Annotated in this window: 20 protein-coding genes and 1 tRNA gene; 13 read left to right on the top strand and 8 right to left on the bottom strand. The window is 49.0% G+C overall.

What is annotated here, in order from left to right; all coding sequences use genetic code 11:
- The first annotated feature begins 15 nt into the window (after window positions 1-15).
- From ACZ42L_RS09985 to murI, 4 genes are all read left to right on the top strand, one after another.
- Complete coding sequence (locus ACZ42L_RS09985) at window positions 16-525, top strand: OmpH/Skp family outer membrane protein (protein ID WP_464698833.1); 510 nt, start codon at window positions 16-18, stop codon at window positions 523-525.
- Between the two features lie 34 nt (window positions 526-559).
- On the top strand, window positions 560-1060 hold the full coding sequence (locus tag ACZ42L_RS09990) for an OmpH/Skp family outer membrane protein (protein ID WP_464698834.1): 501 nt from the start codon (window positions 560-562) through the stop codon (window positions 1058-1060).
- 94 nt (window positions 1061-1154) lie between these two features.
- On the top strand, window positions 1155-1661 hold the full coding sequence (locus tag ACZ42L_RS09995; protein ID WP_464716004.1) for an OmpH/Skp family outer membrane protein: 507 nt from the start codon (window positions 1155-1157) through the stop codon (window positions 1659-1661).
- Between the two features lie 68 nt (window positions 1662-1729).
- On the top strand, window positions 1730-2581 hold the full coding sequence (gene murI / locus ACZ42L_RS10000) for a glutamate racemase (RefSeq protein WP_464716005.1): 852 nt from the start codon (window positions 1730-1732) through the stop codon (window positions 2579-2581).
- Window positions 2582-2602: 21 nt separating this feature from the next.
- Here murI and ACZ42L_RS10005 read toward each other — a convergent pair whose 3' ends face one another.
- Together ACZ42L_RS10005 and ACZ42L_RS10010 are read right to left on the bottom strand one after the other, a co-directional pair.
- Window positions 2603-3577 (bottom strand): phosphatase PAP2 family protein, encoded by a 975-nt coding sequence (locus ACZ42L_RS10005; RefSeq protein ID WP_464698840.1) that lies wholly within the window; start codon window positions 3575-3577, stop codon window positions 2603-2605.
- A gap of 9 nt (window positions 3578-3586) precedes the next feature.
- Complete coding sequence (locus ACZ42L_RS10010) at window positions 3587-4582, bottom strand: NAD-dependent epimerase/dehydratase family protein (protein ID WP_464702663.1); 996 nt, start codon at window positions 4580-4582, stop codon at window positions 3587-3589.
- A gap of 220 nt (window positions 4583-4802) precedes the next feature.
- Here ACZ42L_RS10010 and ACZ42L_RS10015 point away from each other — a divergent pair, with 220 nt between their 5' ends.
- Together ACZ42L_RS10015 and ACZ42L_RS10020 are read left to right on the top strand one after the other, a co-directional pair.
- Window positions 4803-5348, top strand: coding sequence for an NAD(P)H-dependent oxidoreductase (locus tag ACZ42L_RS10015; protein ID WP_464706015.1), 546 nt, complete (start codon window positions 4803-4805; stop codon window positions 5346-5348).
- A gap of 173 nt (window positions 5349-5521) precedes the next feature.
- Window positions 5522-5593: transfer RNA gene (locus ACZ42L_RS10020), tRNA-Arg, on the top strand.
- A gap of 340 nt (window positions 5594-5933) precedes the next feature.
- Here the strand turns inward: ACZ42L_RS10020 and secDF are convergent.
- The 5 genes from secDF to ACZ42L_RS10045 form a co-directional block, all read right to left on the bottom strand.
- A complete protein-coding gene (gene secDF / locus ACZ42L_RS10025; protein ID WP_464716006.1) occupies window positions 5934-8897 on the bottom strand; it encodes a protein translocase subunit SecDF in 2964 nt (987 codons plus the stop codon).
- Between the two features lie 746 nt (window positions 8898-9643).
- A complete protein-coding gene (rd, locus tag ACZ42L_RS10030; RefSeq protein WP_464698848.1) occupies window positions 9644-9808 on the bottom strand; it encodes a rubredoxin in 165 nt (54 codons plus the stop codon).
- A gap of 125 nt (window positions 9809-9933) precedes the next feature.
- On the bottom strand, window positions 9934-11292 hold the full coding sequence (locus tag ACZ42L_RS10035; RefSeq protein ID WP_464716007.1) for a DUF5687 family protein: 1359 nt from the start codon (window positions 11290-11292) through the stop codon (window positions 9934-9936).
- Window positions 11289-11993 carry an ABC transporter ATP-binding protein gene (locus ACZ42L_RS10040; RefSeq protein WP_464716008.1) on the bottom strand — a complete coding sequence of 235 codons (705 nt, stop codon included), beginning with the start codon at window positions 11991-11993 and terminating at the stop codon, window positions 11289-11291. The genes ACZ42L_RS10035 and ACZ42L_RS10040 overlap by 4 nt, the downstream gene beginning before the upstream one ends.
- Window positions 11994-12041: 48 nt before the next feature.
- A complete protein-coding gene (locus ACZ42L_RS10045) occupies window positions 12042-13907 on the bottom strand; it encodes a glycoside hydrolase family 35 protein (RefSeq protein ID WP_464716009.1) in 1866 nt (621 codons plus the stop codon).
- Window positions 13908-14100: 193 nt separating this feature from the next.
- Here ACZ42L_RS10045 and ACZ42L_RS10050 point away from each other — a divergent pair, with 193 nt between their 5' ends.
- Complete coding sequence (locus ACZ42L_RS10050) at window positions 14101-14625, top strand: YcxB family protein (protein WP_464716010.1); 525 nt, start codon at window positions 14101-14103, stop codon at window positions 14623-14625.
- A 272-nt stretch (window positions 14626-14897) separates the two neighbouring features.
- Here ACZ42L_RS10050 and ACZ42L_RS10055 read toward each other — a convergent pair whose 3' ends face one another.
- On the bottom strand, window positions 14898-16262 hold the full coding sequence (locus ACZ42L_RS10055) for an NAD(P)/FAD-dependent oxidoreductase (RefSeq protein ID WP_464716011.1): 1365 nt from the start codon (window positions 16260-16262) through the stop codon (window positions 14898-14900).
- A 357-nt stretch (window positions 16263-16619) separates the two neighbouring features.
- Here ACZ42L_RS10055 and leuS point away from each other — a divergent pair, with 357 nt between their 5' ends.
- Genes leuS through ACZ42L_RS10085 form a run of 6 tightly spaced genes read left to right on the top strand, consistent with a single transcriptional unit; the run spans window position 16620 to window position 25380 of the window.
- Entirely contained in the window at window positions 16620-19493 is a 2874-nt protein-coding gene (gene leuS, locus ACZ42L_RS10060) for a leucine--tRNA ligase (RefSeq protein WP_464717001.1), read from the top strand.
- 8 nt (window positions 19494-19501) lie between these two features.
- Window positions 19502-20428: a YitT family protein gene (locus ACZ42L_RS10065; protein WP_464698858.1), complete on the top strand. Its 927-nt coding sequence runs from the start codon at window positions 19502-19504 to the stop codon at window positions 20426-20428.
- Window positions 20425-21033: a non-canonical purine NTP diphosphatase gene (locus ACZ42L_RS10070; protein WP_464716012.1), complete on the top strand. Its 609-nt coding sequence runs from the start codon at window positions 20425-20427 to the stop codon at window positions 21031-21033. The genes ACZ42L_RS10065 and ACZ42L_RS10070 overlap by 4 nt, the downstream gene beginning before the upstream one ends.
- Window positions 21034-21039: 6 nt before the next feature.
- Complete coding sequence (locus ACZ42L_RS10075) at window positions 21040-21942, top strand: glycosyltransferase family 2 protein (RefSeq protein WP_464716013.1); 903 nt, start codon at window positions 21040-21042, stop codon at window positions 21940-21942.
- The gene (gene porZ / locus ACZ42L_RS10080; RefSeq protein WP_464716014.1) at window positions 21939-23936 is read left to right on the top strand and encodes a type IX secretion system anionic LPS delivery protein PorZ; all 1998 of its coding nucleotides are present in this window, start codon (window positions 21939-21941) and stop codon (window positions 23934-23936) included. Before ACZ42L_RS10075 ends, porZ begins: the two co-directional genes overlap by 4 nt.
- Before the next feature lie 31 nt (window positions 23937-23967).
- Window positions 23968-25380 (top strand): hypothetical protein, encoded by a 1413-nt coding sequence (locus ACZ42L_RS10085; RefSeq protein ID WP_464716015.1) that lies wholly within the window; start codon window positions 23968-23970, stop codon window positions 25378-25380.
- Window positions 25381-25423 lie beyond the last annotated feature (43 nt).

The following is a 25423-nucleotide window of genomic DNA, read 5'->3' on the forward strand; positions in this document are numbered from 1 at the left end:
CTAAAAATAATGAAGATGAAGAAATTTTTGATGATATGCCTGATGGCTCTGGTGGGCCTTACGGCAAGTGCACAGAAGTTTGCATTGATGGATATGGAATATGTGTTGAAGCATATTCCGGCCTATGAGCGTGCCAATGAACAGCTCAATCAGGTGAGCAAGAAGTGGCAGGCAGAAGTGGAAGCGCTGAATACAGAGGCAAGCACGATGTATAAGAATTATCAGAATGAGGTGGTATTCTTGTCCAAAGAGCAGAAGAAAGCCAAGCAAGATCAGATTATGGCGAAAGAGAAAGAAGCTGCCGACCTCAAGAAGAAATACTTCGGTCCGGAAGGTGAACTCTTCAAGAAGCGTGAAAGCCTGATGACCCCCATCCAGGATGAGATTTATGCAGCTGTGAAGGAAATTTCAGAATTGCGTGGCTACAGTCTTGTATTGGATAGAGCCAGCGATACTGCAATTATCTTTGGCAGTCCGCGTATTGACATCTCTACAGAGATTTTACAGAAATTGGGATACGAATAGAAAACAATTAATAATTAAATAAACTTTAGAAACGATGAAGAAGATTATTTTGATGTTGATGCTTTTTGCACCACTGTCAATGTTTGCACAGAAGTTTGGTCACCTGAATGCTCAGGAAGTTATGGCCAGCATGCCTGAATTTATCAAGGCTCGTGGCGAAATGGAAGCTACTGCCAAGCAGTACGAGAACGATTTGAAGGCTATGCAAGACGAGCTGAATCGTAAAAGTCAGGACTATGACAAGAACAAGAGTACGATGAACGCAACCAAGCAACAGGAGACTGAAACCGAATTGCAGACTATGTATCAGAAGATTCAGCAGACTTATCAGGACAACCAGCAGGCTCTTCAGAAAGCTCAGCAGGAGAAGATGACTCCTATCACAACCAAGTTGGTCAACGCTATCAAGACCGTTGGTAAGACTGGTGGATATGTTTACATTATGGACGTGAGTGCAGGTATTCCTTACATCAGTGATACACTGAGCAAGGACGTTACCTCAGAGGTAAAAGCCCAGCTCTCTAAGACTAAATAATACGAGTTTTTGTACACAAGATAGGTGGGGACAGGGGAGATTCCTTGTCCCCATTTTGTTCTATTGAAACATCTATAACTAATCCTAACAACTTATGAAGAAGTATTTTCTTTTTTTAGTGTTCTGTTTCATGATGTTGTCGGCCTCGGCTCAAGATGCACAGAAGTTTGGTTATTTCAGCTTTGATACGGTGCTTAAATCTATGCCCGAATATACGATTGCACAGCGCAATATGGAAAGTTTGCGTAGCAAGTATGCAGCAGAAACCAAGCGGGTGGAAGACGAGTTCAACAAGAAATACGAAGAGTTTCTCGAAGGACAACGTGAGTTTGAGCCCACCATCTTGCAAAAGCGGCAGGCCGAATTGCAAGAGATGATGGAGAAGAACGTGGCTTTTAAAGCTAATGCCGAGCGTCTGCTTAAGCAGGCAGAGGCCGATGCCTTTGGTCCGGTACGCGAGAAATTGAGAACTACGGTTCGCCGTATAGGTATGGAGCGTGGCTATATGTTCGTCTTGAATACCGATAACGATGCCGTTCCCTTCATCAATAGCGTGATGGGCGAAGATATCAATACCTTGTTGCAAGACGCGGTTAAGTGATTAAAAGCCTCTCTTCCGACTCATAACCTAGGCTATGAGGTGGGAGAGAGGCTTTATAATTTGATTTTATGAATCTTCCCAAAACTCCCGGACCTATAGGTGTCTTTGACTCCGGATACGGTGGACTGACCATCCTGCATGGTATTCGCCAGTTGTTGCCGCAATACGATTACGTCTATTTAGGCGATAATGCACGTGCGCCATACGGTACACGCTCTTTCGATATTGTGTATAAGTTTACACGTCAGGCTGTCTTAAAGCTGTTCTCGATGGGTTGTCATTTTGTTATCCTAGGCTGCAACACTGCTTCTGCCAAGGCCTTGCGCTCTATTCAGCGTCGTGATATTCCTACATGGGATTCTGAGCGTCGTGTGCTGGGAGTCATCCGCCCTACGGCCGAGGTTATAGGCAACATCACGCAATCGCGCCATGTTGGCCTGCTGGCAACTGAGGGAACGGTCAAGAGTCGCAGCTATAATATGGAGATTGGTAAGCTCTGGCCCGATATCAAGGTGTCAGGCGTGGCTTGTCCTTTCTGGGTACCTTTGGTGGAATACAATGAGGCCGATAGTCCTGGAGCTGACTATTTCGTCAAGAAGCGCATTGATGAGTTGATGCGTAAAGATGCCGATATAGATACCGTCATTTTGGGATGTACCCATTATCCCATTCTGATGCCGAAGATAGTAAAGTATGTACCTGCCGGTGTGCGTGTGTTGCCGCAAGGCGAATATGTGGCCGACAGTTTGCAGCATTACCTTGCCGAGCATCCCGGTATAGAGAGAAAGTGTACGCAAGGTGGCAGTTGTCACTATTACACCACGGAGAATGCCGATAAATTCAAAGAGTCAGCCCGTATCTTCCTGCACGAAGACGTACAGGTAACACACATTGATTTAGACGACAGAAAGTTTTTCTAATAGGAATATGAACAGTGGCTATCATCTTTTGCGACCACTGTTCATATTTTTTGTAAGTACCATTGTTCCAAAGAAGAACAGGATAGCCGTCGCAAAACCGGCTATCGCGTCGATGGCATAGTGGGCTTGGATATAAACCGTTGCCATGCACAGCAATAGATAGAATGGCAACATCAGTACCAATAGCTTGTAATTACGTGCATACAGCACAAGTAGCATACAGATGGTAGAGATACCCACATGACTGCTGGGGAAAGCTGCCGTAGGACGTTCGCCGGCAGCTTTGGCATCTTCTACCAGTTGATAGAATATGCCGTGTGTATAACCAGGACTGGGCAGGCAGTCTGTATGGGTGTTGAAGTAGTCGTACACCTGTGGAAAAACTCCTTTGACGACATTGTCCATTCCTATCGCTTTGTAGTAGAAAGTAGGGCCGGTCACCGGCAGGAACACATAAATCACGTAATAGGCAAAGAACGATACCAATACGACGGTTGCAGCCCGCTCAAAATCCTGATAGCGGCAGACAAAAAAGTACAGTATGGTCAGCACAATCATCGGATAATAGGAGGCATATCCCATATCCATGAGTTCGCTCACGATATGCGATGGGAATCTGGCCGCAAAGAGCAGGGCTGGTTGGCAGCCGAATACCATTTGCTCCCAGCGCGCAAACAGGTGGTCAAGATTCGGGAATATGCGATTCAGCTCATACGTGTCGGGATACCACCAAGCCAATAGTCCGAGCTGTGCGCCCACCCTGATAAACAGTGTCAGTCGGCAAGGTACTAGCCTGTAGACAGCCCATAGAGCTAGGGTGATAGCTCCGATGCGTACACGTCCCCATACCATTGCATTGGGACTTTCCATCTTTGTGTACGTAAATAGGATGACGAGCAGCGTCAGCACCATGTAGCCCAGCACCGCCCATTCCAATATCATAAGTCCACGGAGAGGTTTTTTCTCTATGGTAATCAAGTTTTTCAGAAATTTCATTGCTTTTATTTATAGCCAGCCGTTTTCCCGATACCATTGGATAGTAAGTCCTACGCCTCTTTTCAGATCGTAATGTGCGTGGTAGCCCAGTTCGTCCATGGTTGGTTCAATGTTGCAGCGCCAGTTGCGTTGTTTTAGTATGTGATACTTGTCATTGTTCAGTGCCGACGGTTGTTTGCTCGTCCGACCTACGTATTCGCCTATCCATGTGATGAGACGGAGCAGGGCTATGGGCGCTTTGATGCGTATCCACCAAGGGCGGCCCAATGCTTCGTGTATATCGTTGCTGAATGTACTCGACTGGTACACGTTGCCATCGCTCAAGAAGTATTTGCGTCCGTTCATACCATGGTCGAATGCCAGGAAAACGGCCTGAACCACATCCAGCACATAGACGAAGGTGATATCCTGTTGTGTGAATCCTACGGCAAAGTCGATATGGTTCTTAATGCTCTTGGCCATGAGGTAATAGTCGCGCTCGCGCGGTCCATATACGCCCGTAGGTCTTAGGATGATATAGGGGAAATCATTGCCTATGCTGTCGAGAAACTGTTCAGCCTGCAACTTGCTTTGCCCATAAGCCGTATTCGGGCGTGGCGTATCTTCCTCGCAAATCTCTGCATAGGGCTGTTTTTCGCGAATAGCTCCGTAGACGCTCAGGCTGCTCAGATAGACGAATCGGCGTATTGGCATCTGTAGTTCGAGTAGGGCGTGTACCAGATTTTTCGTCCCTTCGGTGTTGACACGGAAGAAATCGCTCTTGTTCCGACATTTGGTTACGCCGGCAGCATGCACCACATAGTCGAACGTATGGTCGCGGAGTTGCTCTTTCAACGCCTGCTCGTCGTTCAGATTGAGTTCGATGAAGTGGATTCGTGGGTCGGTGAGATACTGCCGTGAACTACTTTTCCGCACGGCTGCCCACACTTCAAATCCTTTGTTCAAGGCTTCTTCTACGATAAAACTTCCGATGAATCCACTGGCACCGGTAATAAGAATATTCATTTAAAGATTCTAATAGCTATTGGATGCAAAAATAATGATAAATTCTGAAATAAGAGAATTCTCACGACATTTACTTCTGTATGGTCATGGTTTCGACAGCTTGTAGACTTCTTCTAGTGTAGTTCATTTTTCATTTTAACAGGGAAAAATTGTCGGTAATCGGAATATGTTGTATCTTTACAGACACAATTTATATATTATTTAGTTTAAGGTATTTATTATGAGCAACGTATTATTAGTTAGCGGACATCCGAATTTGAATATATCGAATGCCAACAAGGTGATTGTCAACAAATTGAAAGAACTGATTCCTGGTATCGAGGTGAGTGATCTTGGGGTGCAATATCCCGACGGCAAGATTGATGTAGCTGCTGAGCAGGCCAAACTGGTGAAGGCCGATACCATTATCTGGCAGTTCCCTCTCTATTGGTTTGCTACTCCCGGTATCTTCAAGCAGTGGATGGACGATGTGCTTCTCTATGGTTTCGCCTATGGTTCTACCGGCGACAAGCTACATGGGAAGAAAGTCATCGTGTCTGTGACTGCCGGTGCGGGAATTGAAAATTACAACGAAGATGGCCGTACAGTGGCCGATTTGATGGCTCCTATCGTGCGCAGCATCGCTTTCTGCGGTATGGAGTGTATTGGCTGTGTCACAGAGGCAGGTATGCTCTATATGCCTGGTGTGATGCCCGAAGAAGTGCTGGCGAGTGTTCAAGACAAGGCTGTGGCGCAGGCTGAGCGTGTGGCTGCATTGGTAAAATAGGTCTTATATAGCTGCATGAGTTCGGTAGATAACTGCCCGAATAGGCAGATTTGGCATCAATAATATGCTTTTTGCTAATTTATGGGTAGTTATCATTCGTAGAACTCATGTTTAATTATTACCTTTGCATGCAGAGTAGACAAAGGCTTTGCTACTTTGTATGCTTTTGTGTCGGTTCCATAGTTTAATGGATAGAACGGAGGTTTCCTAAACCTTTGATCCGAGTTCGATTCTCGGTGGAATCACTTTTTATTTGTTCCTTCATCAGAATTCTTCATCTTATTGTACTGCTTGTCCGAAGGACAACCGCTCTATAGCCGTGGGTTGCAGCGAAGCGGAAACCTACGGGAAAGCAATTTCATATTATCGAGCCTGAAAGACTCCCCTCTTTGCTTGCGGACGCGGCATGCCGTGTCCCTACATTCTATATATTCGGATAGTTAAAGATTCATCCCTTGGCTTTTGTCTCTTCTGTTCTTTTGTCTGACAAATATCAAACATTGACATTATATTCATACACAAAAAAAGCCGCGACTTAGGATTAATTCCTGAAGCCGCGGCTTTTGTTATGTGTGGAAATGCTGTTTATGCAGCTTTCTCTTCAATCTTCTTACCCATTGTCAGGTAGGCAATAGGCGATGCGATGAAGATAGACGACAGTGTACCGAAGATTACACCGAGTGCCATAGCGAATGCGAATGGCTGGATACTCTCGCCACCGAGGAAGAGGATACACAGCAATACGAGCAACGTTGTAGACGAGGTATTGATGGTACGGGCCAGTGTCTGGTTGATACTATCGTTGAAAACTGTCTGATAATCCTGTTTCGGATGCAGCTTCAGGTTCTCGCGAATACGGTCGAATACCACCACCTTGTCGTTGATAGAGTAACCGATAACCGTCAGGATAGCACCGATGAATGTCTGGTCTATCTCAAGAGAGAACGGCATCACGCCTTGCAGCAGTGAGAACAAACCGATAACTACCAAGGCGTCGAATGCCAAGGCGATGGTTGAACCTACGGAGAATGCTACGTTGCGGAAACGAACCAAGATATACAGGAATATGGCAACCAGAGCGAAGAGTACGCTGATGATAGCACCGTATGTGATGTCTTTGGCCACCGAAGGACCTACCTTGGTACTGCTGATGATAGAACCACCCTGGCGGATGTCGGGGTTCTTGAAGTCGGCTACGCTCTTCTGGCTTACCAGTCCGTCGGCCTTCAACGCATTGTAGAGCATGGTTTCTGCCTCGTCGTCTACTGTCGGGCTGTTGCTCTCAATCTTGTAGTTGGTCGACATACGGATGGTACGGTTGTCAGTACCCAGCGCCAGTGCACTTGTGGTACAGCCGGGGAAGGTCTTAGCCAACACACCGCGTACTTCCTCTGGCTGAACCGGATTCTCAAACTGAACCACGTAGTTGCGACCACCAGTGAAATCGATGCTCTTGCCAAGTCCGCGAACGAAGAAGCTGGCAACGAATACGATGACTGCCACAACAACAATCGTGAAGCTGGTCTTGTAAACTCCCATGAATGGGAAGTGTACGTTCTGCATCAGGTTCTCAGACAATGGAGTGTGGAACTTCAAGTTTGTCCAACGGTCCTTGCTCAGCTGATATTCGTAAACCAGACGTGTGAGGTAAACGGCTGTGAAGAATGAGCAGACGATACCGATAATCAGTGTGGTTGCGAAACCGCGGATAGGACCTGTACCGAATACATAGAGGATGATACCTGTGATGATAGAGGTAAGGTTGGAGTCGAAGATGGCCGAGAAAGCGTTGTCGTAACCGGCTTTCAGAGCTTGCTTCATGCCGAGTCCGGCACGCAGTTCTTCCTTGATACGTTCATAGATAAGCACGTTGGCATCGACGGCCGTACCGAGCGACAGCACCATACCGGCAATACCCGACATCGTGAGTGCGGCCTGGAACGAGGTCAGGATACCGAGTGTGAAGAACAGATTGACAATCAGGGCGATGTTGGCCATCATACCGGGGATGAGGTTGTACATCAATACCATGTACACCATCAGCAGCACGAAAGCAATGGCAAACGATACAACTCCTTGCTCGATAGACTGTGCACCCAGTGTAGGACCTACCACTTCTTCCTGTACGATGCGTGCAGGAGCAGGCATACGACCCGATTTCAGAGTGTTGGCCAAGTCCTTTGTATCCTCGATGGTGAAGTTACCTGAGATAGACGACTGGCCGCCGTCGATTTCGCCGTTCACGCGGGGAGCAGAGTAAACTACGCCGTCCAATACGATGGCAATGGCCTTGCCCACATTAGCTTTGGTCAGCGAAGCCCAGCGGCGTGCACCCTCAGAGTTCATGCTCATGCTGACTTCGGGCGAACCGGTCAGGTTGTTGAACTGGTCGGTAGCGTCGGTCACTACATCTCCTTCCAGCGGAGCGCGTCCGCTGGCCGAAGTAACCTTCAGGGCGTGCAGCTCGTAGATGTTCTTGTTGTTAACCAAGTCGGTAGGCTTGGCACTCCAAAGGAGCTTCAAGTCGGATGGCAACACCTGCTTGGCAAGTGCGCCGTAGATAATCTTGTTGATGGCAGCAGTGTCGCGAACGCTCGCAAAAGCCACGAGGCTCAGCGAGTTCTGGCCCGATGTCTGGAGCATAGCCAGCAATGGGTGCTGCTTCTTGGCAGCTTCCAGCTGTGCGTTGGTGCTTTCCTTCACGGTGTTGGCTGCCTTGTTGTTCAGTTTGAACTTAGGCTGCTCAGCCGTCTTGGCAGCCACGTTGGCCGTGTCTGTCTTCACAGTGTCTGCCTCTGCACCGCCGTTGGCAAGGCGAGCGTCGAGCTGGCTGAGGTAAGGAATGATTTCTTCAGAATTGTAAGTCTCCCAGAATTCGAGGTTGGCACTTCCCTGCAACAGCTTGCGCATACGCTCAGGCTCGCGGATACCCGGCATTTCTACCATGATACGACCGTCTTGTCCTTCGAGCTTCTGGATGTTGGGCTGTACGACACCGAACTTGTCGATACGTGTACGAACGACGTTGAACGAGTTGTCGATGGCACTCTTCACTTCGGCACGCAGCACGCTCTCTACTTCAGAGTCGCTGCTTTGTGGGTTCACCTTGCCCTGTAACTGCTGGGTAGCGAAGATTTCTGCCAAGCGATGGCCCGGAGCATTCTTCTTGTAGGCTTTGATAAAGAGTGAGATAAAGTCGCTTTGACTGTGTTCTTCCTCTACGCGAGCCTCTTTGATAGACTTGGTAAAGCCTGCGTCGGTCTTGTGGTCGGCGAGCATTTCTACTACGTCGGGTACCGAAATCTCCAAGATTACGTTCATACCTCCCTTGAGGTCAAGACCTAGACCAATCTGAGTCTCCAGACATTTCTGGTAAGAGTAGATACCCAGATACTTCACCGAGTCCTTGTAGTCTTGCTGCGCAATAGGGTCTTTCAGCTTGGCTGCCTCTGTGTCATAGTGATGTGTAGCCACAGAGAACGACAAGTAGAAAATGCTTGCAAGCGTCAAGAGGACGGCTGTACAAATTACAATTCCTTTGTTTTGCATTTTATTGTGTTATTATTGATTATTGTTTTTCGACAATATTGACTGTTCTACACCTTGTATATATTAGGTGTATATAGGCTGCAAAGATAAGGTTTTTTTAGCGTTTTGGAAAATTTATAGCCCTTAAATGTGTGAAAAAGGAGGATATGATGGGTAAAACTGCCCCTTCTGTCTTGTCTGTCCAAACGCTTATTGGCTCTTGTCCGTACGATGAATGTATATTCAGGTTGTTTTGTAATACGCCTGTCGGGCGAATGCAATTAGCCCCTACAGGCTGGGGAATCTTGGCCTGCGGACGCGGCATGCCGCGTCCCTACAGTCATCTAAACTCTTTCTTACCAATTCTCAATTCTCAACTTTCAATTGTCAATTACCAATTGAACTTATCAACTCAATAACTCATGAACTTATCAACTCATAAACTTCAAAAAACTGCAGAGCCTCGGCAGCATCACTGCAAAGACCGAACAGTAATGCTGCAAAGGCCAAACAGCAAAACTGCCGAGGCCTTGCAGTTTTTTAAGTTGACGAGTAGACAAGATACAAGTAGACGAGTAGACGAGATGCAAGTAGGTGGGTAGACGAGATACTGGGGCTATGTGATGACGTCAGACAGGGCTGTTCGGTCTGCCGTATCAACAGTAATGGCCGGACAAACTGCCCGGCCATGATGGTCTATACACGTCTTCGGACGGACCGAAAGTGTATGCGCTATAGGCTTCTGCACGCACAGAAGCGCTGTCGTCTTATTCTTCTACCAGTGAGAAATCGTCTTTGCCTACACCGCAAAGAGGACAAACCCAATCATCTGGAATATCTTCAAATGCTGTTCCGGGAGCGATACCGCCATCTGGGTCGCCTACTGCTGGATCATAGATATAGCCACATACGTCGCAAACATACTTCTTCATAATGTTTATTTTTTAGTTGTTACTTAATTATTTGTTCTTTTGTTGATGGCAAAGATAGGGAAAATATAGATACGCTCCAAACGGTTTGGGCATTATTTTGGAAAATAAATCTTATTCGACACGAATTAGTCTGTTTCCAGCAACCGGTAGCGCTGTTGGAAGAGTTTGTCGGCTATGATGTGCAATGCTTTGTTGCGCATGAGCATCCCCGCTGCTCCCAGACCTGTCAGCACGATATAGTTCCACGGTTGTGGCAATAGGTAATGCACCGCTCCGTACAGGATTATCGCTACGAATACGGACATGGTGGCAATGTAGGCCTTCATGTCGAAGCCCTGATTGCTGAAGACCGACGCGCCGAAGAGGTCGGCCCGCTTCGACGTAAGCGTCAGTGCGATGAGTATCAGGTGGATGACTCCGAGGGCAAAAACGAGGCTGACAACCCAGTCGATGAATTTGTGGTTCATCCAGATGTAGATGGGCAGCAGTATGAGGGAGGATGCGAGGGTGAGCAGGGTGTACATGGTATATTTGCGGCGGAGTAGGGGGAGTATGTCGAAAGGTTTTGTCAACAGGCCGTGCAGATAGTTGGCTTCGATGCCGATGCCCCATTGTCCGATACCCATGGCGGCCGCCGTGAGGGCGAAGAGGTTCCATGCCATGACGAAAGATTCGCTATAGAGATTGCTGTAGCTATAGTTGTAGGCGTTGAGGGGCAGGATGATGATGAGTATCAGGAAGGATACGCGCAGGCGCTTGATGCGCATGAGGCGAAGGAAGTCGGCCCATATACCCGACCGTTGGATGGTCTTGGTGCGGCTCGAAGAGTTTTTACGCTCGTCGGGATAGTTCTCCAGTCGGTCGGTATAGTAGAATATGGGTGCTATGAGCAGGCCGATGAGCAGCAGTGTGACGAGTGCATGGGGGACGGTGGAGAGTGCAAAAGGGTTGATGGTATGAAAAAAGAGGCATACCATGCAGAATGGTATATAGATGAAAACGGGCAATTTGTATTCCCAGCCGCGGGCTTTGTGGAAGGCCAGTATCAGGGTGGCGTTGAGGTAGGATATGGCAAATGCCACTACAAACAGGGTCAGGCTGCCGCGATAGATGGCCAGCGGAAGGAGTAGGAGGGGATAGAAGAGGGTGGTCAGGTCGGCGGCTATGGTGATGTATAGCAGCCACGTCCAGTGACGGGAGGGAATAGGGCGCGTCTTCACGAAGTCGCTCATGTCTGTGTCGGGGTGCATGAGAAAGAGTTTCATGAGGAAGTCGGGAATGAGAAAACCGAGGGCTATCATCGACACGACGGTGGTGTCGTTGCCCTGTCGGAGCAACTGCCATGCCTTCTGTCCGCTCACTTCGAGAGCTATCCAGGCGCATAGCAGCGTGAGGAAATAGAAATATGCCGCGATGATGACAGGTCTCCATTCGAAGTTGCGACGCTTCTGGATGAGCCACATGTGGAGGAGTCGGCGTATCATTGGGCTATGAAATAATGGTTCAGTTCGTCAAATGCGCTGCCTGCTTGGTTGGCAATGTCTTTGACGATATGTCCTTTCTCCAGCAAGAGGATTCTCGTTGCCACGTCGGTAACGTAGTTCAGGTTGTGGCTGGAAATGATGACGGTGGTGCCGAATTGCTCGTTGAGACGTTTGATGTGGCGTGCCACGGCTATTTGCGACGACGGGTCGAGATAGTTGAAAGGTTCGTCGAGCATCAGCACTTGGGGATTGATGAGCATCGCGCCGATAATGCCTATCTTCTGGCGGTTGCCCTCTGAAAATTCCTTGAGGTATTTGCCGGTATTCAATAGCTCGTCGTGCATGAGGTCGACATATTGTTGTAACCGTTGGTTGGTAGTGTCGCTGCCGAGGTTGTAGGCGTCGGCAATGAACTGGAAATACTCTTCGGGGGTATAGAAATCTATGAGGAAACGACGGTCTATGTACGAGCCTGTGTAGCTCTTCCATGCCGTGTCTTCGTTGACGGGGACTCCGTTGCTGAGCACTTGTCCCGTGGTGGCCTTGACTAAGTCAAGCATTAAACGGAGCAGGGTGGTCTTCCCTGCTCCGTTGTTGCCTACCAGACCGATGATTTCTCCACTCTTGAAGGTGAGTGCATCAATATTCAGCGCAGTCTTTTCGCCATATATTTTGCTCAATTCGCATAGTTGTAGTTCCATCGGTCCGTATGTTTGCTTGTATGTAAGAATGGGAGTAGGCCGGCAGGTTTACTTCACCAGCTTGTCTAGTACAGGTTCGGTGACGCCTGCAAGTTCGCTCTTCTTCTCGTCGTTCAGTTGTTCGAAGATGACAATCTTGTTCTCGCCTTTCTTCAGGAAGCATCCCGGCAAGTAGAGTGTCTGCTGTGGTCCGACCTTCCAGTAGCGTCCGAGGTTGACTCCATTTACGAAGACGATGCCCTTGCCCCATTTCTCCATGTCGAGGAAGGTGTCTCCCACTTTGTCCAGAGTGAATGTCCCGCTGTAGAGAACGGGTGCTCCGGCACGGTAGCCTGTAGCCATCTTGTCTACGTTGGGCATCTCGCTCATGGGCAGACCACGCATCTCCCAGTTGCCTGTAATCTCGTTTCCGTTGATGGTGATGGGCTGGATGATACCCTTGTGGTTGGCTGTGATGCGTGCACCGTAGTTGATACGGCCGAAGTTTTCTACCAGAATGTCGACCGTACTGTTGAAAGGCACGTTTACTTCCAGACTGTCCTTACCGGTTACGCGGTTCAGTTCGCCCACCTTCTCACCATTGATATATACCACGCCGAAGTCTGCAATGCCGGGCACTCTCATCATTCCGCTGATGGGTTGGTTGAAGTGTCGGCGGTAAAGTACGTATCCGTGGCCCTGATTCAGTTGCTCGAAATTCAGCGGTGTGTCGCTCTCTACGGCCTTCGTAGCTTCGAGCAGGGTGAGTACATCGGCTGTCTTGGTGAGCTTAATCTGCGGAATGGCGATGACGGGAATGCGCTCCGGAACAGCCGGAACTTTGTACTTCACCGACTTGATAAACAAATCGCGCAGTGCATTGTATTTGGGAGTGGCCCATCCGGGTTCGCTGATAGGAGCATCATAGTCGTATGTTGTCATGTCGGGCTGGATGTCGTTGGTCTTCGCATAGTTAGCTCCGGAGGTGAAACCGAAGTTAGTTCCGCCATGCACCATGTAGTAGTTGAAGCTCACACCGGCCTCCAGAAACTTCTGGGTCTGCTTCACTACGCTCTCGGTAGAGACGAGAGGGCGCTTCTCGTTCCAGTGGCACAGCCAGCCGGGATAGAACTCTGCCACCATGTAAGGGCCTACGCCGTCATGGTATTCGTTTACGGTCTTTTTCAGGTTCTCGATGTTGTCTTCGCCGTTAGCGGTGGGAAGAATACCCTTGACAGCACCTCCGTTGAACAGCCAGCTGCCGTCTGAGGTGAATCTGGGGATGTTGAAGCCCACCTCGTCGAGCATCTTGACAATCTTGGCATTGTATGCTTTGTGTACTTCCAGGGGAATATCCTTGCGCTGCGACACGTAAGAACCGAACTCATTCTCGGCCTGTACCATGATGATAGGGCCACCGTTGGTAATCTGAAGGTCCTTCACTTGGCCGGCCAGCTGCGTGAGATAGGTGCGGCAAGCCTTGAGGAATGGTTCGTTGTCGGTGCGGATTACCATGTCTTTCTCGGTCTGCAACCACCAGGGATAGCCTCCGAAATCCCACTCTGCACAGCAGTAAGGGCCGGGACGCAGTATCACCATCATGCCTTCTTCGGCTGCGGTCTTGATGAACTGTCTGAGGTTACGGTTGCCAGTGGTCCAATCCCATACGCCTGGATTTATTTCATGATAATTCCAGAATACATAGGTAGCGACGGCATTGAGTCCCATAGCCTTCATCATCTTCAGGCGATGACGCCAGTAGGGAGCTGGAATGCGGGCATAGTGCATCTCTCCCGAATGGAGTTGGACAGGCTTTCCGTCGTATAGGAAATTGCCAGATTGGATGGCGAACGTGTGTTTCACGTTCTTGGCAGCATGCATTCCTATGGTCAATGTGAGGAGTGCTGCGGTACATAATAATTTTAAATGTTTCATATTTAGGTTGATGGTTATTTGTCGGTAAGCTATATATAGACTGCCTATTCTCTGCAAAGATAAAGCAAAATTTTCGAAGTCTCCTTGCTATTTTATTAAGTTTTTATGTTTGTAGTGCGAAAATGATGTTTTTATCTGGTTTTTGCTAAGAAATAATACTTATATTTGTATCGTTCAAATATCAGTAAACACGATGGAAACAAACTTTGTTTTTGAAAACAGGTATCGGCTTACAATGCCTATGATGCGCGATTTTGTCAAGATAGTATATGGCCTGAAGGTGTATGTAATAGCTCTGGCATTGGTGTTTTTGGTTGGGTATTATATATGGGATATAGTCTTCGTAAAAGATAGTCTCGTAGGAGGAATGATGATGCTCGGCATCTTATTGGCCGGTCTTTATTTCATCATGCCGTACAGTGCAGCCCGTCGTGGCTTTAAAGCCATGCGGAAACGCACCAAGGCCTTGCATGGTGTAGAAGACCCGGAGGTCGTCTTCGAGTTTGGCGACAGAATCGTATGTCGCGTCAATGAGAATGTATCTTATTACGACTACGCCCAAATCGTGAAATACAAGGAGCATCCCCACGTCGTTGCACTGATGTTTACAAAGAACACGGGTATCATGCTTGATCCACAGGGATTCACCGTCGGCACGTTGGAAGGCTTCCGTCGCTTCGTCGAAGAGAAGTGCCCGCAAGCGAAGAAAGGGAAATGATTGGTTTATAGTGAGTTATATGCCTTTTGCAAAATTACTCAATGCACTGAGTAATTTTACTCAATCCATTGAGTAATTTGAATCGAATGTCTATGGAATAATTAGAGATAGGCTTCTTTGCAATATAGCTACATTGTGAGGGCGAATGCAATTCACCCCTACAAGGATGGAACAATAAAATAGTTCCATCCTGTTTTTTCTTTAGGAAAAATGTGTGTAAAAGATACTTTCCCCGCTTTGGAATTCACTTCGTGGGGGATTGAAGAACCCTTTTATCCTTTTTCTTCTTCTGTATCTTCCTCATTCAGGTCTTCGCCCCAATGCACGCGTGCCTCGCGCTCTTCGCGTTCGCGAACCTCGGCCGCCTTTTCCGGATAGAAAATCATGCGGAGCGACTGGTTGTAGTTGAAGTAGTTCCATATCCAGTTGAGCAGCACCACTACCTTGTTGCGCACGCCCAAGATGGAGCGGAGGTGTACCAGAAGCCACATGAGCCATGCGATGAAGCCGCTCAGGCGGATGCTGGCAAACTCGGCCACGGCCTTGTTGCGCCCCACGGTAGCCATCGAACCGAGATTCTTGTAGTGAAACGGCTTCATCTCCTTGCCTTTTTCCAGCCGACGGAGGTTCTTGCCGAGGTTCACACCCTGCTGAATGGCTACCTGAGCCAGCTGTGGATGGCCGTTGGGGTAGGCCTCGTCGCCACTCATGATACACTGGTCGCCGATGCTGAACACGCCGTCCAAGCCCTCCACTTGGTTGAATTCGTTGACCTTGATGCGACTGCCACGGCCCAGGAATTCGTTGCCGAGATTGCCCACGGGCTGCCCTTTGACACCGCTTACCCAGATAAAGGTGCGTGTAGAGATGCTGCTGCCGTCGGCCAGCATCACTTTGTGGTCCTTATAGTCGGTCACCATCTTGTTGAGCAACACGTTTACGCCCATGTTGCGTAGGTATTTTTCTACTTCGGCCGACGATTCTTTAGAGAACGCGGAGAGCAGGCGGTTGCCGGCCTCGATGAGATAGATGTTCATGAGCGAGGCATCCAGGTCGGGATAGTCGTGGGGCAGGATGGTGCTTTTCATTTCCGAGAGCACGCCGGCCACCTCTACGCCCGATGCGCCACCGCCGACGATGACCACGTTCAGCAGTTCCTGCTGCTCCAGTTTGGTGGCACAGGTGATGGAACGCTCTATGTTCGAGAGGATGGCATTCTGCAATCCCATGGCCTCGGAGACGGTCTTCATGGGCACGGCTTCGCGCTCCACGTTCTCGTTGCCGAAGAAGTTGGTGGTTGCTCCGGCCGAGAGCACGAGGTAATCGTACTCCACTTTGCCGATAGATGTCTGTATAATTTTCTTGTCAGGATATATGGCGCGCAGCTCGGCCATGCGGAAGTAGAGATTCTTTCGGTTCTGGAAGTTCTTTCTGAAAGGGAAAGAGATGGAACTGGGTTCCATTCCTGCCGATGCCACCTGGTAGATGAGCGGTGGAAACTGATGGTAGTTGTTCTTGTCGATGAGTATCACCTGATAGTCGGTCCCTTTGAGCTTGTTGGCCAGTTTCAGTCCGCCAAATCCTCCACCTACGATTACTACTCTCTTCTGATTACCTTTGCTAATGTTTAAACTCATATCCTGAATGCTTTGAATTCAGGTGCAAAATTACTCATTTTTCGCTGAATAGCCGAGGTTCTTTCATACTTATTTATTACTGCAAGGGCCAAACAGCGTTGCTGCCGAGCCTTTGCAGCATCACTGTCCGGCCTTTGCAGCATTGCTGCCGAGGCCTTGCAGTTTTTTGAGTTGGCAGGTTTTTAAGTTGATGAGTGATGGAGTTGTGGTGCGAGGTCAACATAATAAGGTGTAAACGGTACAGATACCACTTATTTTTATTACTTTTGCAATCAGAATATAATCGAGGGAACAGCTGCTCATGTTAACCCGTTTCCGGCACTGTGGAGAGCGGCAGGCCCACAAAACAATATGACAATGGAATATAATTTCAGAGAAATCGAGAAGAAATGGCAAAAACGATGGGTGGAAAATGCTACTTATCGTGTGACTGAGGACGAGACGCGCAAGAAGTTCTATGTACTCAATATGTTCCCATACCCGTCGGGTGCAGGGTTGCACGTGGGCCATCCGCTGGGCTATATAGCCAGCGATATCTATGCCCGCTACATGCGCTTGCAGGGCTACAACGTCTTGAATCCGATGGGATATGATGCCTATGGATTGCCGGCTGAGCAGTATGCCATTCAGACGGGACAGCATCCAGCCATCACGACCGAGCAGAATATCAACCATTATCGCGAACAGCTCGACAAGATTGGATTCTGTTTCGACTGGGAACGCGAGGTGCGTACCTGCGAGCCGGGCTACTACAAGTGGACGCAGTGGGCCTTTGAGAAGATGTTCGAATCGTATTATTGCAACGAGGAACAGCGGGCACGCCCCATCAGCGAGCTTGCAGACTATATAGCAAAGAACGGTACGAAGGGCCTGACGGTGGCTCAGAGCGAGGAGCTGGACATCACTGCCGACGAGTGGAACGGCATGAGTGAGAAGGAACAGCAGCAGGTGTTGATGAACTACCGCATTGCCTATCTGGGCGAAACGATGGTCAACTGGTGTGCCGGACTGGGTACGGTGTTGGCCAACGACGAGGTGGTAGACGGCGTGAGTGTGCGTGGTGGCTATCCCGTGGTACAGCAGAAGATGCGCCAGTGGTGCTTGCGCACGTCGGCTTATTCACAGCGTTTGCTCGACGGGCTGGACTCTGTAGACTGGACCGACTCGCTGAAAGAGACGCAGCGCAACTGGATAGGACGCTCGGAGGGTACGGAGGTGAGATTCAAATACTTCGCGCCGGGACTGCCACAAGAGGAGGGAGAGTTCACCATCTTCACCACTCGTGCCGATACGATGTTCGGTGTGACGTTCATGGTGCTGGCCCCTGAGAGCGAATACGTGGCACTGGTGACGACCGACGGGCAGCGCGAAGAGGTGGAACAGTATCTGGAATATGTGAAGAAGCGTACCGAACTCGACCGCATGAGCGACCGCAAGGTGACGGGTGTGTTCTCAGGCAGCTATGCCGTCAACCCGCTTACGGGCAAGCAAGTGCCTGTGTGGATTAGTGAGTATGTGCTGGCTGGCTACGGGACGGGCGCTATCATGGCTGTTCCGGCGCACGACAGTCGCGACTATGCGTTTGCCAAACATTTCAATCTGCCCATCATCCCACTGATAGAGGGGGCTGATGTGAGCGAGGAAAGCTACGATGCCAAGGAGGGAATCGTATGTAATAGTCCGGCAGCTCCCATTGAGGGACAGGGGTTGAACTTAAACGGCTTGACCGTCAAGGAAGCCATCGCTGCTACCAAGGAGTATGTAGAGCGTAACGGACTGGGCCGTGTGAAGGTGAACTATCGCCTGCGCGACGCCATCTTCTCGCGTCAGCGCTACTGGGGAGAGCCGTTCCCGGTGTACTATAAGGACGAGATGCCCTACATGATACCCGAAGAATGCCTGCCGTTGGAGTTGCCCGAAATCGACAAATACGAACCTACGGAGACGGGCGAACCGCCATTGGGCCGTGCCAAGATGTGGGCGTGGGATGCCGTGAACAAGAAAGTGACCGACAAGAGTCTGGTAGACAATGTGTCGGTATTCCCCATCGAACTCTATACCATGCCTGGATTTGCGGGCAGTTCGGCCTATTATCTGCGCTATATGGATAATCGCAACGACGAGGCCTTGGTGTCTAAAGAGGCCGATGGCTACTGGCAGAACGTGGATTTGTATGTGGGTGGTACTGAGCATGCGACCGGTCACCTCATCTATTCGCGCTTCTGGAATAAGTTTTTGTATGACATGGGGGTGAGCTGCAAGGAAGAACCGTTCCAGAAACTCATCAATCAGGGAATGATACAGGGACGCTCCAACTTTGTGTATCGCGTGAACAATGCCGACTCGGCCAAAGCTCCGGTCTTCGTTTCGTTGGGACTGAAAGACCAGTATGAGACTACCCCGATTCACGTAGACGTGAACATCGTGAATGCCGACGTGCTCGACACAGAGGCCTTCAAGGCTTGGCGACCTGAATACAGGAATGCCGAATTCATTCTCGAAGACGGTAAATACATTTGTGGTTGGGCTGTGGAGAAGATGTCAAAGTCTATGTTCAACGTCGTTAACCCAGATATGATAGTAGAGAAATACGGTGCAGATACGCTGCGACTGTACGAGATGTTCCTCGGTCCGGTGGAGGCCAGCAAGCCTTGGGACACCAATGGTATCGACGGATGTCACCGCTTCTTGAAGAAACTCTGGGCACTGTTCTGGGATGCGCGTGGCGAGAATGACACGTTCCTGGTCAACAACGATGCCCCTTCAAAAGAGTCTTTGAAGAGTCTGCACAAGTTGATAAAGAAAGTAACGGATGATATTCAGAAGTTCTCATACAATACGGCCATCAGTGCTTTCATGATTGCTGTGAACGAACTGAGCCAGCAGAAATGCCATAGTCGCGAAATCTTGCGCACCCTGACCGTCGTCATAGCTCCGTTTGCTCCCCACATTGCTGAGGAATTCTGGACAGCATTGGGCGGAGAGGGTAGCGTCTGCGATGCACAGTGGCCGGCTTTCGATGCACAATACTTGGTAGAAAGCGAGATTCAGTTGGCTGTGTCTTTCAATGGAAAGGCTCGTTACCAAAAGACTTTCGAGGCCGATGCGACCAAGGAATTCGTGGAGAAAGCCGTGCTGGAAGACGAGCGTAGTCAGAAATATCTGGAGGGAAAGACCATTGTCAAGGTGATAGTCGTTCCCAAGAAGATTGTCAATATCGTAATAAAATAAGCCGAGATATGAAATTACCCTTTAACATCAGCCCCGTCATACGCGACGAAGTCAGGGACTATCTGTACTTGACACTGGGACTCCTGCTCTTCTCTTTCGGATGGTCGGTGTTCCTTCTGCCATACGGAATCGTAACCGGTGGTGTGACGGGTATTGCTGCTATTATCTTCTATGCTACGGGTATACCGTTGGCCTATTCCTATTTTGTACTCAATGCACTGCTGCTGGGTGTGGCTCTGAAGATTCTCGGACTGAAGTTCCTGATGAAGACCATCTATGCCATCCTGGCCCTTTCGCTGCTTCTCGACATTGCCCAGAAGGCGGTGACACAGCCCGACGGTACTCTGCTCAGGGTGCTTGGCGACGGTCAGGACTTCATGTCGCTGATTATCGGATGCTCGTTTACGGGTGCTTCGCTGGCCATCGTGTTTCTGCATAACGGCAGTACGGGGGGTACGGACATCATTGCAGCGGTGGTCAATAAGTATCATAACATCTCTCTGGGGCGTGTATTGATAGTCGTAGACCTCTTGATTATCGGCAGTTCTTATCCTGTCTTTGAAGACTGGAGGAAACTCGTGTTCGGTCTTTGTACGATGGTTATTGAGAACTTCGTGCTGGACTATGTGATGAATGCCCGTCGTGAGTCGGTGCAGTTCATGATATTCAGCAAGAAATATCAGGAAATAGCCAATGCCATCGGTACACAGATGGACCACGGTGTGACTATTCTCGATGGACATGGATGGTACACCGGGCAGGAAATGAAAGTGCTTTGTATCCTTGCCAAGAAGCGCGAGAGCCAGTATATCTTCCGCCTTATCAAGATGATTGACCCCAATGCGTTTGTCAGCCAGTCGGCCGTTATCGGTGTATATGGCGAAGGCTTCGACGAGATGAAAGTGAAATTACCCAAGGAAATAGAACAGAAATGAAGATAGTTTTTGCTACGAACAACGCTCATAAGCTTGATGAGATTCGCCGGATATTAGGCAATCGCTTCGAAATCGTATCGCTGGAAGACATCGGTTGTCATGAGGAAATACCTGAAACGGGCGACACGTTGGAGGCCAACGCACTGCAGAAAGCGCAGTATGTGTACGACCATTACGGACTAAGTTGCTTTGCCGACGACACGGGATTGGAGGTTGAGGCGCTTGATGGTGCGCCCGGAGTGCACAGTGCGCGCTATGCCGAGGGGACAGATCACGATTCGGAAGCCAACATGGCGAAGTTGTTGAGGGAGTTGGAAGGCAAGGATAACCGCCGCGCCCGGTTCAGAACGGTGATTTGTCTTATCGGAATTAGCCCTCTTCATCTCACGCATGAAGGTGGCCCTCTGTTCTTCTCTGGCTCGGTTTCCGGCACGATTGCACAGTCGAAAAGTGGAGACGGGGGCTTCGGATACGACCCACTGTTCGTTCCCGAAGGCTATGTCAAGAGCTTTGCGGAGCTGGGTGCTGAGGTGAAAAATAAGATTTCACATCGTGCCAGAGCCGTGGAGAAATTGGCAGAATACCTTCATTCTCTCGAATCGTAATTGGGCTTGATAACGCAGCTGTCCATACTTCTGCCCACCTACAACTGTCACTGCACGCGCTTGGTGGCCGCATTGTATGCTCAATGTGTTGCCATTCGTGCGCTGACGTTTGAGATTCTGGTGGCCGACGATGCTTCCACAGACCGCAGCATGGTGGAGGTCAACCGCTCCATTCGTCAGTTAGACCATGTATCTTATATAGAATGCGAGACCAATCGTGGGCGTTCGGGTATCCGGAATTTCCTGGTCAGCCAGTCGCATTACCCCTTCTTGCTGTTTATCGACGGCGATTTGTCGCTCGACAATCCCCATTTCATCGCGCAGTATCTGTCTGCTCAGGCCGATATTGCAGTGGGAGGAATCGCCATTGGAGGCAGTGCCGCCGTGTGGCGAGGCAATCTTCGTTGGCTCTACGAGAAACAGTCGGAACATAAGCATACCGCAGAAAGACGGCAACGCTATGGTTTCCGACAATTCCGCAGCACCAACTTCCTTGTTCGCCGTGCGGCAGCCGAGCTGTGTCCGTTTGATGAAAGCATTCATATTTACGGTTATGAAGATGTGCTGTTTGGCAAGATGGCACAGCAGCAAGGGTTTACTATCGTGCATATCGACAATCCTGTGTTGCTCGACGACTTCGAGTCGAATGCCTTGTTTGTGCAGAAAACGGAGCAGTCTTTGCGTGTATTGAGCAGTCATCGTCATCAGTTGCAGGACTATTCTTCCTTGCTCCGTGCAGTAGGTTTGCTTCGGCGGTTGAGGTTGCATGGCTTTTCGCGGTGGTTGTATCATGTCTTCGGAGCTTCTATTAAACGTCGGTTAGAAGGCAATAATTCCAGCATTTTTCTGTTTAATGTGTACAAGCTGCTCTTTTTAGCTTGCCTTATCAACCCAAAAGAAGCCGTATGAAACAGCGAATATTCAGTTTGGTGACTCTCTTTCTCGTCGCTTATGCCACTTTGCAGGCCGCGCCTGTAGGTACGTGGAAAGCCCATCGCGCTTACTACGATATTACCGACGTGCAGCAGGGGGGCAATCTGCTCTATGTGTTGGCATCGAAAAGTCTGTACACCTATAATAAGAACGACCAAAGTCTGCAACTCTATGACAAGACCAATGGGTTGAGCGGTGCGGATATTTCGTTCATAGCCTGGTCACAATCTGCCCGTCGACTCATCATCGTCTATACCGATGGGAATATAGATTTGCTCTCTGCTGATGGGCAAGTGACTAATATATTAGGTTATTACAATGCCAATGTTACCGGCGACAAGACCGTCTATGGGGTCGACATAAACGGCAAGTTTGCCTATCTCTCTACCGGTTTCGGGGTGGTCAAGGTGAATATGAGCGATGCCGTGATAGCTGAAACCTACAATCTTGGGTTCCGTATTAACTATACATATATTGCTGGTGGCAAGTTTTATGCGGCCTCCGACACGCAGGGACTCTATGCAGCTGACCTTTCAAGTAATCTGCTCGACAAGGCTTTGTGGAGCAGAGTAGGCGATTATACCGTCCGTCCAAAATCGCTCGACGCCACTCTGCTGGCCCAAGTAAAGCAGTTGAAACCTGGCGGACCTAAGTATAATGACTTCGGCTTTTTGGTCTTTAAGCATGGCAAACTCTATTCTGTTCCGGGTTATGTAGATAATCTTCCAGCTGTTATTCAGACTTTTAACGGCACTGATTGGACCGTAACCGATGAGAAGCCGGCATCATTGAACCACGTATTTGTGAACTTTGAGGCATTGAGTGTAGACCCGAATAATGAGAATCATGTGTTTGCCTGTGGACAAACAGGATTGTATGAATATCTCGACAACAAGATGGTGAAGGAGTATTCTCTTCATAATAGCCCTTTGCAGACGGCTTCCACGGTAGGTAATAATAATTTAGATTACGTAGTGACAACCGGACTTAGCCATGACAAAGCTGGTAATTTGTGGGTCATGAACAGCATCAGCCCATCCACGTCTATCCTCCAATTAAAATCAGACAATACATGGAATTCTTTCTTCCATCAAGAGCTGATGGTCTATGACAATCGGTCTTGGGAGAATATGTCGGGTGTCATGTTTGATAGCCGAGGGCTCATGTGGTTTGTCAACAACTTCTATCGTGTGCCCGCATTAGCTTGCTATCAGACTTCTACCGATGCCATTAAGACCTATCCTACCATTAACAATCAGGATGGAATGTTGCTCCATGTATCTTATGTACGCTGTGTGGCGGAGGATTTGGAGAAAAATATATGGATAGGTACAAGTGTCGGACCGGCTTATCTCTCTGCTGCCGAGATAGCAGAGGGTGGGAATACGTTTACACAGGTGAAGGTGGCACGCAACGACGGTACTAACCTTGCGTCTTATTTATTGAGTGGTGTCGATATACTTTCGATGGCAGTAGACGGTGCTGGGCGCAAGTGGTTCGGCACAAACGGCAGTGGTGTCTATCTCATCAGTACCGACAATCAGACCGAGATAAAGCATTTCACGGCGGCCAACAGTCCGCTTCTGTCCGATATCGTGCAAAGTATAGCCATCAACGAAGTCTCCGGTGAGGTGTATTTCGGTACATCCAAGGGGCTTTGTTCGTATCAGAGCGATGCTACCAAGAGTGCCGATACCATGACTGATGAGACTGTCTATGCCTATCCGAATCCTGTCCGACCGGACTATACCGGTCCTATCACGGTGGTAGGCCTGACCTATGATGCCGATGTGAAGATAGTGTCGGCAGCCGGATATTTGGTGAAACAGGGGCGCAGCAATGGTGGAACGTTTGTTTGGGACGGCACCGGACCTAACGGAAAGCGTGTACCCAGCGGTATATATATGGTACAAACAGCTACGCGCGATGGTGATAAAGGGACGGTATGCAAGATTGCCATCGTGAATTAATTGTTTTTTTTGATACCGTCTACAAAACACTATGCGACAATTTTTACATACGCATTGGGCAATCGTTTTTATTCTATGCTTTTTCCCGATAGCCTTATGGGCATTGCTACAGCTGCAACCCACTTTCGATGATTGGACATATCTGACGACTCCCTATACTGGTCCGCTGTCAGAGGTTATTGTTCCTGTGGGTGTCTATTGGCGGCCGTTTGATGCGTTGATGGGTTGTGTGTTGGGTTTAAACTACCATCTTTTTCCTGCATTCAACCATTTTTTAATTCTTTCAGGACATACGTTGGCTGCTATATGTGTATTTCTTATATGCCGTGAACTGAAGATAAAAGAGTCGCCAGCTAATATGGCGACACTGTTCTTCTACCTTGCTCCCGCAATGTTGGGGACGGTGTTGGATATTGATTCCATCAATCAAACCTACTCTGCCTTATGGGGATTGGTCGGTCTTTGGCTGTTCTTGCGGTGTCAGGGAATCGTGCGTATCGTCAGCTATGTTATATGTTGTTTCCTGGCCATGTTCTCCAAGGAAAACGGGGTGCTGTGGTTTGCCATTATTCCATTGTTTGCATGGGGATTCTGTCGGTTGTCTTTGCGCCGCCTCTATTGGTTTGTTTCGCTTGCATTGGCATGTGTTGCAATATATGGTATCGCCAGATTGTCGCTGCCTGATAATCCTATATACGCCAATGAAGAATACTATAACCTCACGTTTGCAGCAAAATTCAAGAACATTGCCAAGTTTTTGGCCCTCACATGTATTCCTACCGATTATGTAGGTATCGTACAGCGCACGCCTTTCGGTATGGTCAGAGCCGTCGTCACCTTCCTGCTTGCCATGCCTTTCTGTCTGTCTTTGTTTGTTTCGAAGTATTGTTATTGGCGGGAACGGGCTTTCTGGACCTTGATTGTCTGTATTCTTATAGGTGCTTCCATCCATTTGGCAACCCTCTTTACAGTCATGCACGCCTATGCTTCTTTGGGTCTGGAAGCTCTTTTGGTGGCCTTTCTGCTGAACAAGATGATACTCAGCCGACGTATCATGTCATTCTTTATATTATATATGGTGGCTGTCTTTGCCATTGCGACTTCTCATTGGGAGGCTGCACGGGCGTCGGGATTCATGGCTCAACGCATGGGGGAGAACACGCTGCGACTACTCAACACGCCTGTCGACAGTGTTTATAGCATTACGTTGGAAGATACCGTAGCGAGCTATTCGTCGTTTGTAGTGCCACCGGCAAAGGCTTTCGGATGGGGTAATGCTGCCCAACATGCAAGTGGATACCGATGGCCGCAGACGTGGAGAGATACATCGTTGCAGCGCAAGGACATTGCTGCCATTCCCCGATTAGTGAAACAGGCACGCCGGGAGGGCTATCGGTGTGTGCTTATCTACGATGGAGAAAGTATCAGTGTGGCGTCCAGATAGTTGTCTTAAATTTCCTCCACAGTACGCTGGACACAAAAGCAAA

Source organism: Prevotella mikamonis (assembly GCF_055381405.1).

What these genes read in the sequence shown, in the direction of transcription:
- ACZ42L_RS09995 (WP_464716004.1), top strand. Translation starts at nt 1,155, where the DNA reads ATGAAGAAGTATTTTCTTTTTTTAGTGTTCTGTTTCATGATGTTGTCG.
- ACZ42L_RS09985 (WP_464698833.1), top strand. Translation starts at nt 16, where the DNA reads ATGAAGAAATTTTTGATGATATGCCTGATGGCTCTGGTGGGCCTTACG.
- ACZ42L_RS10035 (WP_464716007.1), bottom strand. Translation starts at nt 11,292, where the DNA reads ATGATACGCCGACTCCTCCACATGTGGCTCATCCAGAAGCGTCGCAAC.
- porZ (WP_464716014.1), top strand. Translation starts at nt 21,939, where the DNA reads ATGAAACAGCGAATATTCAGTTTGGTGACTCTCTTTCTCGTCGCTTAT.
- ACZ42L_RS10065 (WP_464698858.1), top strand. Translation starts at nt 19,502, where the DNA reads ATGAAATTACCCTTTAACATCAGCCCCGTCATACGCGACGAAGTCAGG.
- ACZ42L_RS10055 (WP_464716011.1), bottom strand. Translation starts at nt 16,262, where the DNA reads ATGAGTTTAAACATTAGCAAAGGTAATCAGAAGAGAGTAGTAATCGTA.
- ACZ42L_RS10045 (WP_464716009.1), bottom strand. Translation starts at nt 13,907, where the DNA reads ATGAAACATTTAAAATTATTATGTACCGCAGCACTCCTCACATTGACC.
- secDF (WP_464716006.1), bottom strand. Translation starts at nt 8,897, where the DNA reads ATGCAAAACAAAGGAATTGTAATTTGTACAGCCGTCCTCTTGACGCTT.
- murI (WP_464716005.1), top strand. Translation starts at nt 1,730, where the DNA reads ATGAATCTTCCCAAAACTCCCGGACCTATAGGTGTCTTTGACTCCGGA.
- ACZ42L_RS10050 (WP_464716010.1), top strand. Translation starts at nt 14,101, where the DNA reads ATGGAAACAAACTTTGTTTTTGAAAACAGGTATCGGCTTACAATGCCT.
- ACZ42L_RS10015 (WP_464706015.1), top strand. Translation starts at nt 4,803, where the DNA reads ATGAGCAACGTATTATTAGTTAGCGGACATCCGAATTTGAATATATCG.
- rd (WP_464698848.1), bottom strand. Translation starts at nt 9,808, where the DNA reads ATGAAGAAGTATGTTTGCGACGTATGTGGCTATATCTATGATCCAGCA.
- leuS (WP_464717001.1), top strand. Translation starts at nt 16,620, where the DNA reads ATGGAATATAATTTCAGAGAAATCGAGAAGAAATGGCAAAAACGATGG.
- ACZ42L_RS10085 (WP_464716015.1), top strand. Translation starts at nt 23,968, where the DNA reads ATGCGACAATTTTTACATACGCATTGGGCAATCGTTTTTATTCTATGC.
- ACZ42L_RS10010 (WP_464702663.1), bottom strand. Translation starts at nt 4,582, where the DNA reads ATGAATATTCTTATTACCGGTGCCAGTGGATTCATCGGAAGTTTTATC.
- ACZ42L_RS10070 (WP_464716012.1), top strand. Translation starts at nt 20,425, where the DNA reads ATGAAGATAGTTTTTGCTACGAACAACGCTCATAAGCTTGATGAGATT.
- ACZ42L_RS10040 (WP_464716008.1), bottom strand. Translation starts at nt 11,993, where the DNA reads ATGGAACTACAACTATGCGAATTGAGCAAAATATATGGCGAAAAGACT.
- ACZ42L_RS09990 (WP_464698834.1), top strand. Translation starts at nt 560, where the DNA reads ATGAAGAAGATTATTTTGATGTTGATGCTTTTTGCACCACTGTCAATG.
- ACZ42L_RS10005 (WP_464698840.1), bottom strand. Translation starts at nt 3,577, where the DNA reads ATGAAATTTCTGAAAAACTTGATTACCATAGAGAAAAAACCTCTCCGT.